Annotated in this window: 14 protein-coding genes; 11 read left to right on the top strand and 3 right to left on the bottom strand. The window is 63.2% G+C overall.

The window, feature by feature from the left end:
* The first annotated feature begins 42 nt into the window (after positions 1-42).
* The 3 genes from BUC24_RS24020 to BUC24_RS24030 are packed head-to-tail and all read left to right on the top strand — an operon-like array spanning position 43 to position 4,767.
* Positions 43-831, top strand: coding sequence for a DUF4142 domain-containing protein (locus BUC24_RS24020; RefSeq protein ID WP_073222862.1), 789 nt, complete (start codon positions 43-45; stop codon positions 829-831).
* 57 nt (positions 832-888) lie between these two features.
* Positions 889-1,827 carry an AEC family transporter gene (locus tag BUC24_RS24025; protein WP_073222864.1) on the top strand — a complete coding sequence of 313 codons (939 nt, stop codon included), beginning with the start codon at positions 889-891 and terminating at the stop codon, positions 1,825-1,827.
* 39 nt (positions 1,828-1,866) lie between these two features.
* On the top strand, positions 1,867-4,767 hold the full coding sequence (locus BUC24_RS24030) for a sensor domain-containing diguanylate cyclase (protein WP_229448641.1): 2,901 nt from the start codon (positions 1,867-1,869) through the stop codon (positions 4,765-4,767).
* A gap of 6 nt (positions 4,768-4,773) precedes the next feature.
* Here the strand turns inward: BUC24_RS24030 and BUC24_RS24035 are convergent, their stop codons facing one another.
* Positions 4,774-5,364: an FMN-binding negative transcriptional regulator gene (locus BUC24_RS24035; protein ID WP_073222868.1), complete on the bottom strand. Its 591-nt coding sequence runs from the start codon at positions 5,362-5,364 to the stop codon at positions 4,774-4,776.
* Positions 5,365-5,373: 9 nt separating this feature from the next.
* Complete coding sequence (locus tag BUC24_RS24040) at positions 5,374-5,835, bottom strand: OsmC family protein (RefSeq protein ID WP_073222870.1); 462 nt, start codon at positions 5,833-5,835, stop codon at positions 5,374-5,376.
* Between the two features lie 88 nt (positions 5,836-5,923).
* Between BUC24_RS24040 and BUC24_RS24045 the strand changes: the two genes are divergently transcribed.
* From BUC24_RS24045 to BUC24_RS24070, 6 genes are all read left to right on the top strand, one after another.
* Positions 5,924-7,399 carry a MocR-like pyridoxine biosynthesis transcription factor PdxR gene (locus BUC24_RS24045; protein ID WP_073222871.1) on the top strand — a complete coding sequence of 492 codons (1,476 nt, stop codon included), beginning with the start codon at positions 5,924-5,926 and terminating at the stop codon, positions 7,397-7,399.
* A gap of 13 nt (positions 7,400-7,412) precedes the next feature.
* Entirely contained in the window at positions 7,413-7,973 is a 561-nt protein-coding gene (locus BUC24_RS24050; RefSeq protein WP_073222873.1) for a DNA-3-methyladenine glycosylase I, read from the top strand.
* Entirely contained in the window at positions 7,974-9,602 is a 1,629-nt protein-coding gene (mnmC, locus tag BUC24_RS24055) for an FAD-dependent 5-carboxymethylaminomethyl-2-thiouridine(34) oxidoreductase MnmC1 (protein ID WP_073222875.1), read from the top strand.
* A gap of 107 nt (positions 9,603-9,709) precedes the next feature.
* The gene (locus tag BUC24_RS24060) at positions 9,710-10,417 is read left to right on the top strand and encodes a sensor histidine kinase (protein ID WP_073222877.1); all 708 of its coding nucleotides are present in this window, start codon (positions 9,710-9,712) and stop codon (positions 10,415-10,417) included.
* Positions 10,414-12,087, top strand: coding sequence for a tetratricopeptide repeat-containing response regulator (locus BUC24_RS24065; RefSeq protein ID WP_073222878.1), 1,674 nt, complete (start codon positions 10,414-10,416; stop codon positions 12,085-12,087). The genes BUC24_RS24060 and BUC24_RS24065 overlap by 4 nt, the downstream gene beginning before the upstream one ends.
* An 86-nt stretch (positions 12,088-12,173) precedes the next feature.
* Positions 12,174-12,389 (top strand): hypothetical protein, encoded by a 216-nt coding sequence (locus BUC24_RS24070; RefSeq protein WP_073222880.1) that lies wholly within the window; start codon positions 12,174-12,176, stop codon positions 12,387-12,389.
* Between the two features lie 9 nt (positions 12,390-12,398).
* On the opposite strand, the gene BUC24_RS24075 is transcribed toward BUC24_RS24070, so the two are convergent.
* Entirely contained in the window at positions 12,399-13,127 is a 729-nt protein-coding gene (locus BUC24_RS24075; RefSeq protein ID WP_073222882.1) for a PhaM family polyhydroxyalkanoate granule multifunctional regulatory protein, read from the bottom strand.
* Positions 13,128-13,269: 142 nt separating this feature from the next.
* Here BUC24_RS24075 and BUC24_RS24080 point away from each other — a divergent pair, with 142 nt between their 5' ends.
* Positions 13,270-14,343 carry a DUF3108 domain-containing protein gene (locus tag BUC24_RS24080; RefSeq protein WP_073222884.1) on the top strand — a complete coding sequence of 358 codons (1,074 nt, stop codon included), beginning with the start codon at positions 13,270-13,272 and terminating at the stop codon, positions 14,341-14,343.
* 14 nt (positions 14,344-14,357) lie between these two features.
* A complete protein-coding gene (locus BUC24_RS24085) occupies positions 14,358-15,104 on the top strand; it encodes a DUF3108 domain-containing protein (protein WP_073222885.1) in 747 nt (248 codons plus the stop codon).
* The last annotated feature ends 10 nt before the right edge of the window (positions 15,105-15,114 follow it).

A 15,114-nucleotide genomic window follows, 5' to 3' on the forward strand; every position in this document is an offset into this window, starting at 1 on the left:
CAAAAAAACGGAGCCAGACTTCAAAACCAACAGGAGAACAACATGCTAAAAAACAAGGTAGTCAAGGGCGTGCTGGGCGTATCTGCCGTGGCGGCGCTGTTTGCGGCCGTGGCGGTGCATGCACAGAGTACCGGCACACAAAGCGGCAGTCAGGGCGCCGGGCAAACCACATCCGGGCAGACGTCCGAACAATCCACGTCCAGCCAGTCCGCCGGGCAAAGCACGGCAGGGCAGACCAGCAGCGGCAGCGGCAGCAGCAGTACCGCCAACCTGAGCCGGGCCGACAAAAAAGTCCTCACCGATCTGGGCATGGCCAATATGGCCGAAATCGAACTGGCGCGCACTGCCCAGTCCAAAAGTCAGAACGAGCAGGTTAAAAATTTCGCGCAACAAATGATCGACGACCATACCCGGGCTTTGAACGAGGTCAAACAACTGGCACAGACCAGGGGTGTCACGCTGCCTACCGAGCTCGACCGCACGCACAAAGCAAAAGCCGATCGCATGGCGGCACTGTCTGGCGAGGCCTTCGATCGCAGCTATATGGAACAAGCTGGCGTGGCTGAGCATAAAAAGACCCATAGCAAACTGAGCCAGGCGCAAACCCGCGCCAAGGATCCCGAGCTCAAGGCACTGGTGGCGCGCCTGCTGCCCGTGGTCGACCAGCATCTCAACGCCGCTCAGCAGTTGCACAAGAGTACTGCCGTGGGCAGTAGCGGAACCCAGGGCAGCACTGGCTCGTCCAGCGGCAGGTCCAGCTCTGGCGAGTCCAAAGCGCAAGATGAAAAAATGGACGACGAGACTTCGGGCAAGCAAAAATCAGACAAGTAAGGGCGGTGCATCGTCGCAGCTGGCAGGCGGGGGCGGTCAGGCTACAATGACCGTTCCATGCTTGCCATCCTCGCCACGACCTTTCCATTTTTCGCACTGGTACTGTGCGGCTATCTAGCCGTGCAGCGCCGCCTGATGCCGCAATGGGCGATTCCGGGCATGAACAGCTTCGTGCTGTATTTCGCGCTCCCATGCCTGCTGTATCGCTTTGGCGCAACCACGCCGCTGGCGCAGCTGCTCGACCCAGCCGTGTTGGGGGTGTACCTGCTGTGCGGTTTGATGGTTGTAGGGCTGGTAGTCGCTTATACGCGCTGGCGCGGGCTGGACTGGAATAACGCCGCATTCGGGGCGCTGGTTGCAGCGTTTCCGAACACGGGCTTCATGGGCGTGCCGCTGCTGCTGGCGCTGCTTGGGCCACGCTCATCCGGCCCGGTCATCGTTACCATGGTGGTGGACTTGATCGTCATTTCTTCCCTATGCGTGGCCTTGTCACGCGGTGGCGCGGGCAGTGGCAGCGCGGCCTTGCGCCAGGCGCTGGCCGGCATGGCACGCAATCCCATGCCGTGGGCGATTGTCTTGGGGGCATTGGCGTCGGGTTTCTCAGTGCAACTGCCCGGCCCTGTCATGCGTACCGTTGGTCTGCTGGCCGATGCCGCCTCACCGGTCGCCTTGTTCACCATCGGTGCGGTGCTGGCCCGGTCGCGCATGCAGGCCAGCGAAGTCACGCCCTTGGGAGCCGCACTGCCTGTGGCGATGGCTAAACTGCTGCTTCATCCCTTGCTCATGCTGACACTAGGCATGGCCGCGCTTGCCGCGGGCGTGCCAATCGATCCCTTTGCCCTGCGGGTACTGGTGCTGGTTGCCTGCTTGCCCAGCGCAAGCAATGTGGTCATGCTGGCCGAGCGGTTTGGCGCCGATACCGGGCGCCTGGCCTTGATCATTCTGCTGTCGACGGCGCTGTCGTTTTTCACCTTTTCCGCTGCGGTTACATTTTGACATCAGTGAATCGACTTTCGCTCGGTGGTTTGTGAAATAATGGGTCGGTCTTCCGGCGTCTTGCCGGCAGTCAATGGGGAGACTGCATTGCCGGACATGTTTGCACTGGACGAGGCCTTGGCTCAATGGGAGGCGCAACTGCCTGCCCTGCAGGGCAGTGCGCGCCTTGAGCTGGTGCTCACACTGGCCTGGCATCTGCGCCAGCGCGACCCCGTTCGCGCGCGCGCCCTGCCATGCCAGGTCAGCGATCTGATGGCGCAGCTTCCCGAAAACGAACGTAGTCTGGCCGAGGCCCGCTTCATGCTGATCGAGGGCGAAGCGAAATGGCTCCTGGGCGAGCTGTTTGCCGCCCGCGCTTTGGCCGACCAGGCACTCATGGAATTCGATTTGCAGGGCGATGCGATCGGCAGCGCCGACGCACACTGGCTGCGCGCGTGGATCGAGGTCGATCGCGGCAACGCGGCGCTGTACAACGCGGAGCTGCATGCCGCCGCCCATGATGCACGCCGGGCTGGTGACCATGTCCGCATCGATGTCTTCGACGCCGCAACAGCCTTGTTCGATGCCTTCAGCGATCTGCAGGCCGCTGAACAGCGCTGGGGCGGACGCTTTGACGACACCGAGGGTGCAAGCCACATCGCCGCCAGCGGCTGGATTCATGACTACCAGGGTACCAGCGCCTTTCAGGCCAGCGACTTTGGGCGCGCTGTCAGCCTGCTGCTGCATGCCTATGAAGCGGCACTGGCAACGGGCCAGCTGCGGCGCGCAGTCAACATCGCCACCAACATTGGCAATGGCTTCACCAGCCTGAATTCACACCATGCGGCACTGGACTGGATGCAGCGCGGGCTCGATCTGGCCCGGACCACAGGCTGGCCAATGAGCGTGGGACTGGCCTTGATGCAGACTGGCGAAACGCTGCGCCAGCTTGGTCAGCGTGATGCAGCCCAGGGCCTGCTGCAGGAAGCGTTGAGCACACTGGCCGAGCTGACCGGCTCGCGCGCGTATGCGCTGGCGCTCGAGTATCAGGGCGACCTGGCGCTCGACAGCGGCGACTACAACCGCGCCCTGGACAGCTTTGCCTTGCTCGAAGAACGGGGCTACGCCCTGGGGCAGCCCGATTTCCAAAGTGGCGCGCGGCGCGGGCAGGCACACGCGCTGTTGCGGCTCAAGCGCCCGCAGGATGCACTGGCCAAGGCGGAGGCCGCGCTGGCACTGGCCATCGAAAACAGCGATCCCTACAGCCAGATCGGCGCCCTGAAGGTGCTGGCCGAGATTCATGCGCGCTACCCGTTGCCGCCACCGCGCAAGATGGTGGCGCAGACCGCGGCGCTGCATTATTTGCAGCAGGCGATGGCGCTGGCGTCGACCATTGACGGCTATATCGTGCCGGGCGATTTGCTCGACGCGGTGGCACGCGAAAACGCCAGGATCGGCGATTTTGCACGCGCCTATGAGATCTCCCTGCGGGCTGGCGCTGCGCGTGAAAAGACCCACGGCCGGGAAGCGACCAACCGTGCCATTGCAATGCAGGTGCAAAGCCGCACCGAACGGGCGCGCGCCGAGGGCGACCATTTGCGGCAGATGGCGCAGGCTGAATCCCTGCGCGCCGAAGTGCTGCAGCAAACGACTGCCACACTCGAGCATCTGAGCGCGATCGGCCAGGAAATCACCACCCATCTGGAAGCGGTGGCCGTATTCAGGGCGCTGGACCGCCACGTCCATGGCCTGCTGGACGCCACCCATTTTTCCATCTTCCTGATCGATACCGATGGTTCGGGCCTGACCTGCGCCTTTGGCCTGGAAGACGGCAAGCAGCTGCCGCCCACGCGCCACAGCCTGTCGGATGAACACGCCAACTCGGTGCGCTGCGTGCGCGAGCGCCGCGAGATCCTGATTGAAATCGGCGCCGACGAGGCGACGCCGAATCTGATCCCCGGCACACTGCCGACGCTGACCTTGCTGTTTGCCCCGCTGATGATTGGCGAACGCGTGATGGGTGTGATGACGGTGCAGTCGCTGCGCGCTCACGCCTACGGGGCGCGCGAACGCCTGATTTTCCGCACCCTGTGCGCGTATGGCGCGATTGCACTCGATAACGCCAATGCTTATCGCCAGGTTGCCGCTACACTCAACACGCTCAGCGCGACGCAGGCGCAACTGCTGGAAAAAAATCTGGAGCTGGAACGCGCTTACAAAGCGCTGGAAGACGTGAGTCTGACTGACCAGTTGACCGGCCTGCGTAACCGCCGCTTTTTCCTGCAGCACGTCGAAACCGACGTCAACATGAGCTTGCGCCGCTACGACGATCCGCTTCATCGGGGCGCCGATGAGCGTGACAACGCGCCCGGCAAGGACCTGGTGTTTTTCATGGTCGACCTGGACCATTTCAAGGAAGTCAATGACCGCCACGGCCACGCTGCCGGCGACGCGGTTCTGGTGCAGATGCAGGAACGCCTGCGTGAAGTGTTTCGCGAGACCGACTATCTGATCCGCTGGGGCGGCGAAGAATTTCTGGTCCTGGCCCGCGCTACCCACCGCGACGATGCGCGCGTGGTAGCCGAACGCATTCGCAAGGCAGTGGCCAACCGGCCCTTTACTTTGCCCGACGGGTCCGAGCTGCCCAAGACCTGCTCGATCGGCTTTGCCTGCTTCCCGTTCGTGCAGGCCGAGCCTCGCCTTCTGTCATGGTCGGAAGTGGTAGAACTGGCCGATCAGGGGCTGTATCTGGTCAAGCGGTCGGGTCGCAACGCCTGGGCGGGTATCTACAGCACCCCCGAGGTGCAGTATGACGATCTGTTCGCGCGCCTGATCAACGAACTCGATAAGACGCTGGCCGAGGGCGAGGTCAGGCTGGTCACCAATGTCGAAACCGTCCAGCTCAGCAGCGGCCCCAAAACCCGGCGCCTGATGGTCAACGCCGACAAGCGCAAGGCCTGAGCAAATTCAAGAAGCCAGGCGCAATCCCGTATCCGCCGCCATGGCAAGCTGGTCATGCTGCGACCGGTTCTGGCTCATTTTCCATTTGCCCTCCAAGCGCTCGATCACGATCTCGATGCCGACAATGGCGCCCAGCAGCTGGTCGATGAATTGCGACGGTGCGTCAGCCACGGCCCATGGTGTGCGGCGCGCGCTTTCATGCTGGGCCGTCAGCCGTTCCAGCAGTGCGAAAATCCAGGCCGGATCTTCGACCGCACGCATGCGCCCGTGCGCATGCAAGACCGCGTAGTTCCAGGTTGGGACCACCTTGCCGCTCACCGGCTTCTCCTCATACAGGGACGGTGACACGTAGGCCGACGGCCCCTGAAACACAGTGAGCGTATCGCCCGTGTGCTGCCACAGCGGATTGGCACGCGCCACGTGGGCGCGCAGAATGCCGAATGGCGCCGCGTCGCTGGCGGGGGCAATCTCGAACGGAATGTGATTGGCCTGCAGGCCCGCGCCGTCGTGGGTGATCACGGTACCAAGCGGATGCTGCCGCACGAGGGAATGCAGCACGTCGAGCCGGGTTTCGTTAAACGATTTTGGAATATACATGGCCGGCGCTTATGCCTCTTCGATGCTGACGTGGGCTTTGATGGAATTGGCGATGTAGCACTGCGCGTGGGCGCTGTTGTGCATTGCTGCCCGCGCAGCCGCATCGGGTACGCGCTCGCCGCCGAAGACAATGGCCGGCCGCAGCACAATGCCGGTCATCGACTTTTTGCCGCCGCCGTCTTTCTGCATGGTGCCCACCGCCCGGTCGACGTAGCTGTCGACCACAAAGCCGCGCTGCGCTGCAATCGACAGGAAAAACAGCATATGGCAGCTCGACAGGGCCGCCACCAGCGCTTCCTCAGGATCGAGCGCAGCCGGATCGGACATCGGCAGTGGGACTGAGAGTGGCGACGACGATGCCGGCACCTGCAGGCCGCCATCGAAGGCCCACTGGTGGGCGCGGCTGTAACGCTGGTCCAGAAACGGCTGTTCGCCGCGTTGCCAGGTCACGCTGGCCATAAATTGCTGCATGCTGCTCTCCAAATGAAGTATCCGATCCCAGTGTAGCGAGCGATTTGGCTTTTCAAAATAGCCAATTTGAGCGAATATCGAGCTACCAATGAAGACCTCCGATATCCTGGCCGCGTTCACGCTGCAGCGCGGCACTGACGAACCCTTGTTCCGCCAGCTTTACGGCCAGATCAAGCAAGCCATTCTGCGTGGCGCGCTTGGCGCGGGCATGCAGCTGCCGCCCACGCGCGAGCTATGCCAATTGCTGGGCGTGTCACGCCAGACGGTGTTGAATGCCTACGACCAGTTGCTGGCGGAGGGCTACCTGAGCGGCACGGTGGGCAAGGGCACCTTCATCAGCAGTCACCTCACCCTCGACAAGCAGAAAAAGCGCGCGCCGCGCGGCTTGATGCGGCCCTTGTCCGCGCGCGGCGCGGCCTACGCCACCGCCATGGCGAGAGTCAAATTCCACAATGGTGCGTTGCGCGCCTTCCGCCCCAGCATGCCGGGACTGGACCTGTTCCCTTTCGATATCTGGAGCCGCCTTGAAGCGCGGCGTTGGCGGCATCCGGACCACCACATGGGCTATGGCGACCCGGCCGGCTACGCGCCGCTGCGCGAACTGCTGTGTGTTTATCTGCGTGCCTCGCGCGGTGTCAACTGCACGCCCGAGCAGATCATCATCACCTCCGGTTCCCAGCAAGGCTTGTATTTGCTCACCCAGCTGCTGCTGGCGCCAGGCGACCAGGTGTGGGCCGAGTCGCCCGGGTACCAGGGTGCGAGTGCGCCATTCTTCGCCGCTGGCGCGAGCGTCTGCACAGTGCCGGTCGATGCACAGGGCATGGACGTTGACTTCGGTATTCGCCACTACCCGGATGCCAAGATGGTTCTAAGTACGCCGTCGCACCAGCTGCCGCTGGGCGTAACGATGTCGTTGACACGGCGCCTGCAGCTGCTGCGCTGGGCCGAGGCCAACAAGGCCTGGATTGTGGAAGATGACTACGACAGCGAATACCGTTACACCGGGCCGCCGCTGGCGTCGCTGCAAAGCCTGGACCGCAGCGATTGCACGGTCTACGTGGGCACGCTGTCGAAAGTGCTGTTTCCTGGCTTGCGCATGGGTTATGTGGTGGCGCCGCCGGCCCTGGTTGAACCCGTAATCCAGGCCAAGGCGGTACTGGACCGGCACAACGCGATCGTGCCGCAGATGGTGCTGGCGGACTTTATGGCAGAAGGTCATTTCGGCCGCCACATCAAGCGCACGCGCGAAGCGTATGCTGAGCGGCGCCAGGCCATGCTGACCGGCATAGCCGCGCATCTGGATGACGAGTTGCGCTGCGGCCCGTCCGATGCGGGCCTGGATCTGTGCGTGCATTTTCGTCGCGCGCTGGATGAAACCAGGGTGGTGCACGCAGCGCTGGCGCAAGGGATCGAGGTACGCGGCCTGTCGTATTTTGCCAGTCCGGTCGCCGTACCCGCCTGCGCGGTTGACCCTGGTCTGCTGCTTGGCTTTGCGGCCTTGCAGCCGGCCGAGATCGCGCACGGCTTGCAGGTGCTGGCAAGGGTGCTGCGCAGCCAGCGATGATTTATACTGGGGTATGACTACTCGCTGCTCCTGGGCCAATATGGCCAATCCCCGCTACGTCGACTACCACGACCACGAGTGGGGCGTGCCCTGCCACGATGAAAACCGCTTGTTCGAAATGCTTAACCTGGAGGGTGCGCAGGCTGGCCTGAGCTGGGAAACCATCCTCAACAAGCGCGCCACCTACCGCGAAGCCTTCGACGACTGGGATGCCGAGAAAATCGCCGCATACGGTCCCGATAAAGTCGCCGAGCTGCTGGCCAATCCAGGCATCGTGCGCAACCGTCTGAAGGTGGCCGCGGCCATCACCAACGCGCAGGCGTACCTGCGCCTGCGTGCCGAAGGCAGTTCGCTGGACCAGTACCTATGGGCCTTTGTCGATGGCAAGCAAATCGTCAACCGCTTCACGCGCGAGGACCGTCCCGCCAAGACGCCCTTGTCGGACCAGATCTCCAAGGATCTTGCCAAGCGCGGTTTCAAGTTCGTCGGCTCGACCATCATTTACGCCTACATGCAGGGCATCGGTATGGTCGACGACCATGACGTGACCTGCTTCCGGCACAGCCGCAAGTAAATGGACTGGCAAGTCCTCTGGCGCGGCCGCCCGTATTTCACCGTGTTCGACAGCGGCAGCGATTTTGGCGCATTGCTGGCGGCCTGGCATGCAGACCCGCAGCGCCCCGCGCGCCTGCACCTGATTACACTGGACGCCGGACCGCTGCCGGGTTTTCGCCGTGTGCCCCAAGCCGATTCCGCCATAACCATGGACTTGCTGTGCGCGCCGCTCGATGCCGCGCTGGCGCAGCTCGATGCCCGGCTGGACGCGATTGTGCTGCATGACATGGCCGGCGCCGGGACGCATTTTGCGCGCGCGCTTGCCAGGCTGGCCAGCCCCGGCGCGATTCTGCGCGCCAGCGGTTTGACGCAGGCACAGGCGCACGCGCTGGCCGGCGCCGGCTTTGACTGTCGGGTGGACGGGGATGTCATCAACGCTGTATTCACCAGCCGCAAGCCGCCGTCTCCGTGGGCGCGCAAACCGGAGCCGCAGCGGCGCGCACTGGTGCTGGGCGCCGGTCTGGCCGGCGCCGCCGCGTGTGAACGTCTGAGCGCGCGCGGCTGGCAAGTCACGCTGATTGAGCGCCATGCCCAGCCAGCCACCGAAGCCTCCGGCAACCTGGCCGGCATCAGCATGCCGCTGCTGTCACGCGACGACAACATCATGACGCGCCTGTCGCGCGCCGCCTTCCTGTATGCACTGGATTACTGGCCGACGCTGGGGCAAATCAAGTCCGCGCGCTGCGGCGTAATCCAGCTTGCCCGCGATGCGCAGCACGCCCGAGTGCAGCGCGCCATCGCTCAGGCGCACGCCTACCCGCCTGCGTTTGCGCGCTGGATGGAAGCACCGGAGGCGAGTGCGTTGGCCGGTGTGGCCGCACCGGACGGTGCCTGGCTGTTTCCACAGGCGGGATGGATGCGCCCGTCCAGCGCATGTGCCGCCATGCTCGATGCCTGCGGACCGAACCTGGTGCGCCACTTTGGCGCCGGCAGCGTGACGCTGGCGCGCCGTGGCGATGCCTGGCATGCGGTCGACAGCGAGTGCAAGAGCATTGCGCATGCGCCTGTCGCAATTGTGGCCAACGGCGCGGGCGCACGCCAGCTGGCACAGACTGCGGGTTTGCCGCTGGCCGCAGTGCGCGGTCAGGTCACGCACCTGGCGGAAGGGGGGCTGCCCGCCATCGGACAGGTGTTGTGCCGCGAGGCTTATCTAACCCCGGCAATCGATGGCATCCATAGCCTGGGCGCCAGTTACGATGATGATGCCGCCCCGGATCTGCGCGCAGACAGCCAGGCCGAAAACCTGACAAAGATCCGCTCGCTGCTCGGCATAGCCAAAGTCGGCCAAGGTGCACCGCTGCTGGGGCGCGTGGGGTTCCGCTGCGTGGCGCCGGACCGGCTGCCGTTGGTGGGAGCATTGCCCGATCTGGCCGCGGCCGGGCGCGTTGAGCGCCTGCGTGAAATTGAACGCCTGCCTGGCCTGTACGGCTTGCTGGGCTACGCTTCAAGGGGGCTGGCGTGGGCGCCCCTGGCGGCGGAATTGCTTGCTTCGCAACTGGACGGCAATCCGCTACCATTGGAGGCAGAATTGGCTACAGCGCTCGATCCTGCTCGCTTTATCTTGCGTGCGCGGCGCCGTCCCGTGTGATTTTGAGCAACACTGTCGGAACAATCCGGGAAACCGGTGCCGGAACCTGCGTATAATTGGCCTGTGGCAACTTTTGCGTTGCCGCACCTGAGGGAGACTGGGACGCGATGGATGATTCGTCAGGCTCGAACGAGCTTTTTCTGTTTCTGGCGTCGAGCGCGCACGACATGAAGAATTCTGTCAGCGTGTTGAGTGGCACGCTTGAGACATTGCTGGCCGACGCCTCGCCGCAGACCGAGTCGGCCTATCCGCAAATGGCGCACATGCTGTACCAGACCAAGCGCCTCAACGACAACCTGATTCAGTTGCTGGCCCTGTACAAGCAGGTTGGCAAACCAGGCTATCCCTTCGAGATGCAATCGCTCGAAATTGGCGGTCTGGTGGAGCAGGTGGTGGCAGCCGAACGCGTGCTGCTCAAGTCAAACAACATCACGCTTGAAACCGATTACGACCCCAAACTGATCTGGCATTTTGACGAAGACCTGATCATCGGCGTGGTGTCGCACGCAATCAACAACGCCATCCATTACACGCGCGACCGGATCCGTCTGTCGTTTGCACGGGACGGCGATTTTCTCGAGATCCGGGTCGAAGACAACGGCGCCGGCTATCCTGCGGCGCTGCTCGAAGCGGGGGTCTCGGCCATGCATGGCGCCACCGCCGGCGTCAATTTTCTGACCAACAGCACGGGTCTGGGCCTGTACTTTTCCAGCGAGGTCGCGAAGATGCATCGGCACCGCGACCAGGGCGGCAGCCTGCGCCTGGAAAACGGCGGCGCCTACGGCGGCGGCTGTTTTGTACTGAGGCTGCCATGAACGATGTCGTCAAGCCGGTGGCCACCGCTCACGTGGACTGGTCCAGCAAAAACTATCTGGTGGTCGATGACTTCATCGGCATTCGGCAGCTGCTGCGCGAGTCGCTGCGCAATCTGGGCGCGCGCCATATCGACCAGGCTTCGAGCGGCGGCGAGGCCATGGCGCTGCTGGCGCGCACCCGCTACGACGTGGTCCTGTGCGACTACAACCTGGGCGAAGGCAAGAATGGCCAGCAGGTGCTGGAAGAGGCGCGCGTGCGCAATCTGCTCATTCCCAGCTGCGTGTGGATGATGGTGTCGGCCGAAAAAAGCACCGAGTCGGTGATGGGCGCCGCCGAGCACCAGCCCGACGCCTATCTGATCAAACCCATCACCGAAGGCGTGCTGCTCACGCGTTTGAACCGGGTGTGGCACAAGAAGCAGGTGTTCCGCAAAATCGACCAGGCCTATGCCGAGAAGGACTTCCTGCGCGCGGCGCGCATGTGCGACGAGCAGATCGCCGTCGACAAAGTGCACGAGATCGAACTGCTGCGCATGAAGGCGCTCCTGCTGCTCAAGAGCGGCGAACCAGGCAAGGCGCGCGAAGCGTACGAGCGCGTGCTGCAGGAGCGCGAATACCAGTGGGCGCGCACCGGCCTGGCCAAGATCCGCATGGCCAATGGCGACTACGAACAGGCGCGCCAGATCTTTCAGACAGTGATTTCCGAGAACCGCTACTACATGGACGCCTACGACAATTTGGCCAGAGCCTATGCGGCCATGGGCCAGTCGGAGGAAGCATGCAATATCCTCGAGCGGGCCTCGAAGATGTCGCCCAATTCCGTGACGCGCCAGCGTGAACTGGGTGCACTCTCGCTCAAGCTGGGTCACGTGGGGATGGCGGAAAAGGCCTTCCGCAAATGCATCGCGATTGGCGAGTACTCGGTCAACAAGAGTCCCGAGCCTTATCTGGGCCTGGCGCGCGTGTGCGGTCTGAAGAACGACACCAAGGAAGCGATGGCCCTTCTGACGACGGCCCAGCGTGAATTTACGGCCGACCTGATCGGCCTGCGCGCCAAGATCACGGAAGGCCTGGTCTACCACGAGAGCGGCGACTACCGGCGCGCGCGCAAGGCCGGCGACGACCTGGAAGAAATGCTCAAGGCCCAGCCCGAGCGCCCCGATGTACCGACCTGCATGGAGATGGCCTCGCTGCTGTTTGCGGTGGGCGTGAAGGAAGCGCCCGTCGAATTACTCAGCTACGTGATTCGGAATAACCACGACAACATGGTGCTGCTCGATGAGGTGCAGCGCGTGTTCGACAAGGCGCGCCTGAGTGAAGAGGGCGTGGCGCTGATCAAGGCATCGAAGAAGGAAGCGTCCGACCTGATGAATCAGGGCGTGCTGCTGTGGAAAACGGGCAAGCTGGAAGAGGCCGTGGTGTGGATGCGCGACGCGCGCCGCGAATTGCCCAACAATTTACGGATCCTGTTCAACTGCGCCCAGATTCTGATTTCCCACCTGCAGCAAATGGGTTATGACGAGGCAATTGCGCTCGAAGCAACCGAGGTGCTGCTGCATGTGGACAAGGTGCAGCCTGGGCAGCAGCGGTTTGCCCAGCTCATGGAGCAGCTTGCCGCGTTGTGCCCAAAAGTCGGTGAAATTGTTGCGCAACAGGATCAGGCAGCCTGAACCTGCGCGTGGCGCTTGCCTGAGCGCTTGCGGGTGATAAACTGCATGCTTGGCGGGGCATCCCGCTTCATCGGAAAGGGACGTGCATGCGCGACATCGCAAAAGAAGTCTACGAAAAGATGAAGGTTGGTAGCAGTGCCTGGATTAAACCTGTTGCCGCGAAAGGTGATACGCTCCCTTCGTTCCAGGCGGTTCACGATCAAGTCCGGCAAATGGCCGAGGATGGACTGATCCACGTTTCTACCGTTAAACGTCAGGCCGACGGCCTGATCGATGCCATCCGCATCCAGCGCCTGACCTGAGGGCGGCGCCTAGGTTTCCTTTTTTACAGCTTTGGGCTTGGCGGGCGCTTTTTTCGCGGCGCTTTTGGTGGCTGCCGGTTTGGCTGCCGGTTTCGGCGCGTTCTTGGCAATGGCATTGCCGAATTTTTCCACCTGGCCTGCTGACGCTGCGCTGAGCTTGGCCGCCGCTTCCGACGACATGGCGTTCGTTACCGCCTGCTTGAACTGATCCTGCAACATGTTCCACCAAGCCACCGGATTGGCCATGGCCGCCGCCGCCGTAGCCACGGCCGGGTCGGCTGGCGTTTCTGCTTTGGGCACGGCTGCGGCTTCGATTTTCGGTTCCGGTTTGGGTGCCGGCTTCACTTCCGCTTTCGGCGCCGGTTCCACTGCAGGCTGGGCAAAGAAGGCGGAGGCGTAGGGCGCTGCTGCCAATACCGTTTTCTCGTTTGCGCCTGGCTGCTTGACCGCGTTGGCCAGCGTTGCGCCCATGGATTTAAGGGTGGCAATGGTGCCGCGCTGCACCTCCAGTGCTTGGATGGTCCCGCGTAGCATCGACACGTTCAGATTGAGCCAGGATTCCACGGCCTTCAGGTCGGCGATTTTTTTGTCGAGTTCGTCGACCGAGAGGGTCGGCGCGGCCATGGACGGCAGGTTGATGCCGGGCACGCTCATGCTGCCCCACAGGTTTTTGACGAAGTCCAGCGTATCGGTCACGGCACCGACACCGGGAATGTTGGGCATTTGTGGTTTGAGCATGGCGGTCTCCGTCTGAGTGAGGCCTTAGCGTAGCAGATAATGATTTCCCCTTCAAAGAATGTTGTGCGACTTGCAAACGGTCTCATGCATACAGGATGGCCATGTCAGCGGAAAACCGCGCTGACACGTTAAACTAACAACTATGACGATCGCTTCCGCCCTTTTTCGACAGCGCCGCGTACTGGCGCTGTGCCTGGCGACGGTACTGCTGCACTATGTGGCGATCAATTGGGCCGGCGCCCATCTTGCTGCGGCAAGCGCGCCGGACCAGCCGGCCAGGCCGCCCGTGATTGTGGCGCAGCTGAAGGCGCCGCCGGTGCCGGTTCCTGCGCCGCCCGTGTCCGCGCCCGCAGCGTTGCCGGCTCCAGTGCCAAAGCCCAAACGCGCCCGCCCGGCGCCTGCGCCCGAGGTGCCGGCAGCGGCGCAAGTCGAATCGAACGCGCCAATCGCCGAGCCACAAGTACAATCGCCCGAGCCAGTGGTCGCGGCCGAACCAGTACCGGCAGTCGAACCTGCGCCGGAACAAGCGCCGGATCCAGCGCCCGCACCAGCGCATTACTCGGTCAGCCTGCCGCCATCGGCCAGCTTGAACATGGATGTCACACGTACCGATGCCAAGGGTGTGAACTGGTCGGGCCAGGCGGTCATGGACTGGCGCCAGACGGGTGGCGCATACCGCATGTCGGTGGTGGCCAGCGTTACGGTGGTGGTCAGCATCAACCTGGTGGAACTGGCCAGCGAGGGCACGCTTGGCGAGGCAGGCATCATCCCGCGCACCATGACCGAAAAGCGCCGCAACCGTTCAGAAACGGCCACGCATTTCGACGCGCAGCAGGGGAAGATCACCTTCTCTGCCGTCACCGCCAGCTTCCCCATGCCGCACGGTGCACAGGACAAGGCGACCTTCCCGATGCAGCTGGCCGGCATCGGCCGCGCCGACAAAGCGCAGCTGGCAGCCGGGGTGGAGATGGTCGTTGGTGACAACAAGGATGCAAGCCCGTTCCGCTTCGTGCTGGTGGGTGAAGAAGAAATCGATACGCCGCTTGGCAAGCTGGCGACGTGGCACATGACGCGCCCGCCGCTGCCAGGTTCTTACAACTCGCGCCTTGATGTCTGGCTCGCGCCTGCGCACGACTGGTACCCCGTCCAGCTGCGCAGTACTGAGTCCTCGGGCGCGGTAACGACGCAGACGGTCCGCAAGATCGTCCCCAGATAAAACGGATAAACGCCATGCACATATCACTGTTCAAACCACTGGCTGCCGTTGCGCTGATGGCTATTGCCGCTAGCGCCATCGGCAGCGAACATCCCGCCATCAAGCGCGCGGTGGACCTGCCGCCATCGGCCGACCTGGGCTACAAGATTGAAGCGCGCCAGCGTGGCATTACGCTCGGTGGCGAATCGCAGCTGAGCTGGCGCGCCGACGCGGGCAGCTACAGCATCAACAATGTGGCGCGTGCCCAGCTGCTTGGGAAAATTTTGGAAAGCAGCAGCGAAGGTGCGATTGACGCGTTCGGGCTGGCGCCCGCGCAGTTCAGCGAGAAGCGCTATCGCAAGCCGCAGGCGACGGTCACCTTCGACCGGGCCGGCAAGGCGCTTGGTTTCAGCGATGCGGAAAAAACCTATCCGCTGCTGGGCGGCGAACAGGATCGCAACAGCGTGCAGTTCCAGCTGGCGGCCGTGGCGCGTGCGGCACCGGAGAAGTTTACGCCGGGGTCGGAATGGAAATTCTTCGTGGCCGGGCGGCGCGACGCCGAGCAGTGGGTCTTCAAGGTGCTCAAGCGCGAGTCGGTCAAGACGGGCATGGGGCCAGTGCAGGCGGTCCATCTCGCCAAGACGCCGGGGCCGGATTCAAAAGATCAGCAGATCGATCTGTGGCTGGCGCCGTCGCTGGAGTGGTATCCGGTCAAGCTGCGCGTTTCGGATGATCCGGACGAGTTTGTGGAGCAGACGCTGGAGAAGGTAGAGAAGAAATAGGGTCGGGGTT

It is taken from the genome of Massilia sp. CF038 (genome assembly GCF_900129765.1).
Classification (GTDB): Bacteria; Pseudomonadota; Gammaproteobacteria; order Burkholderiales; family Burkholderiaceae_D; genus Telluria_A.

Excerpts from the sequence above, each read along its gene's own strand:
- BUC24_RS24065 (WP_073222878.1), top strand. The coding sequence starts at position 10,414 with ATGAACGATGTCGTCAAGCCGGTGGCCACCGCTCACGTGGACTGGTCC.
- BUC24_RS24025 (WP_073222864.1), top strand. The coding sequence starts at position 889 with ATGCTTGCCATCCTCGCCACGACCTTTCCATTTTTCGCACTGGTACTG.
- BUC24_RS24080 (WP_073222884.1), top strand. The coding sequence starts at position 13,270 with ATGACGATCGCTTCCGCCCTTTTTCGACAGCGCCGCGTACTGGCGCTG.
- BUC24_RS24050 (WP_073222873.1), top strand. The coding sequence starts at position 7,413 with ATGACTACTCGCTGCTCCTGGGCCAATATGGCCAATCCCCGCTACGTC.
- BUC24_RS24045 (WP_073222871.1), top strand. The coding sequence starts at position 5,924 with ATGAAGACCTCCGATATCCTGGCCGCGTTCACGCTGCAGCGCGGCACT.
- BUC24_RS24020 (WP_073222862.1), top strand. The coding sequence starts at position 43 with ATGCTAAAAAACAAGGTAGTCAAGGGCGTGCTGGGCGTATCTGCCGTG.
- BUC24_RS24085 (WP_073222885.1), top strand. The coding sequence starts at position 14,358 with ATGCACATATCACTGTTCAAACCACTGGCTGCCGTTGCGCTGATGGCT.
- BUC24_RS24070 (WP_073222880.1), top strand. The coding sequence starts at position 12,174 with ATGCGCGACATCGCAAAAGAAGTCTACGAAAAGATGAAGGTTGGTAGC.
- BUC24_RS24035 (WP_073222868.1), bottom strand. The coding sequence starts at position 5,364 with ATGTATATTCCAAAATCGTTTAACGAAACCCGGCTCGACGTGCTGCAT.
- BUC24_RS24040 (WP_073222870.1), bottom strand. The coding sequence starts at position 5,835 with ATGCAGCAATTTATGGCCAGCGTGACCTGGCAACGCGGCGAACAGCCG.
- BUC24_RS24030 (WP_229448641.1), top strand. The coding sequence starts at position 1,867 with ATGGGTCGGTCTTCCGGCGTCTTGCCGGCAGTCAATGGGGAGACTGCA.
- mnmC (WP_073222875.1), top strand. The coding sequence starts at position 7,974 with ATGGACTGGCAAGTCCTCTGGCGCGGCCGCCCGTATTTCACCGTGTTC.
- BUC24_RS24075 (WP_073222882.1), bottom strand. The coding sequence starts at position 13,127 with ATGCTCAAACCACAAATGCCCAACATTCCCGGTGTCGGTGCCGTGACC.
- BUC24_RS24060 (WP_073222877.1), top strand. The coding sequence starts at position 9,710 with ATGGATGATTCGTCAGGCTCGAACGAGCTTTTTCTGTTTCTGGCGTCG.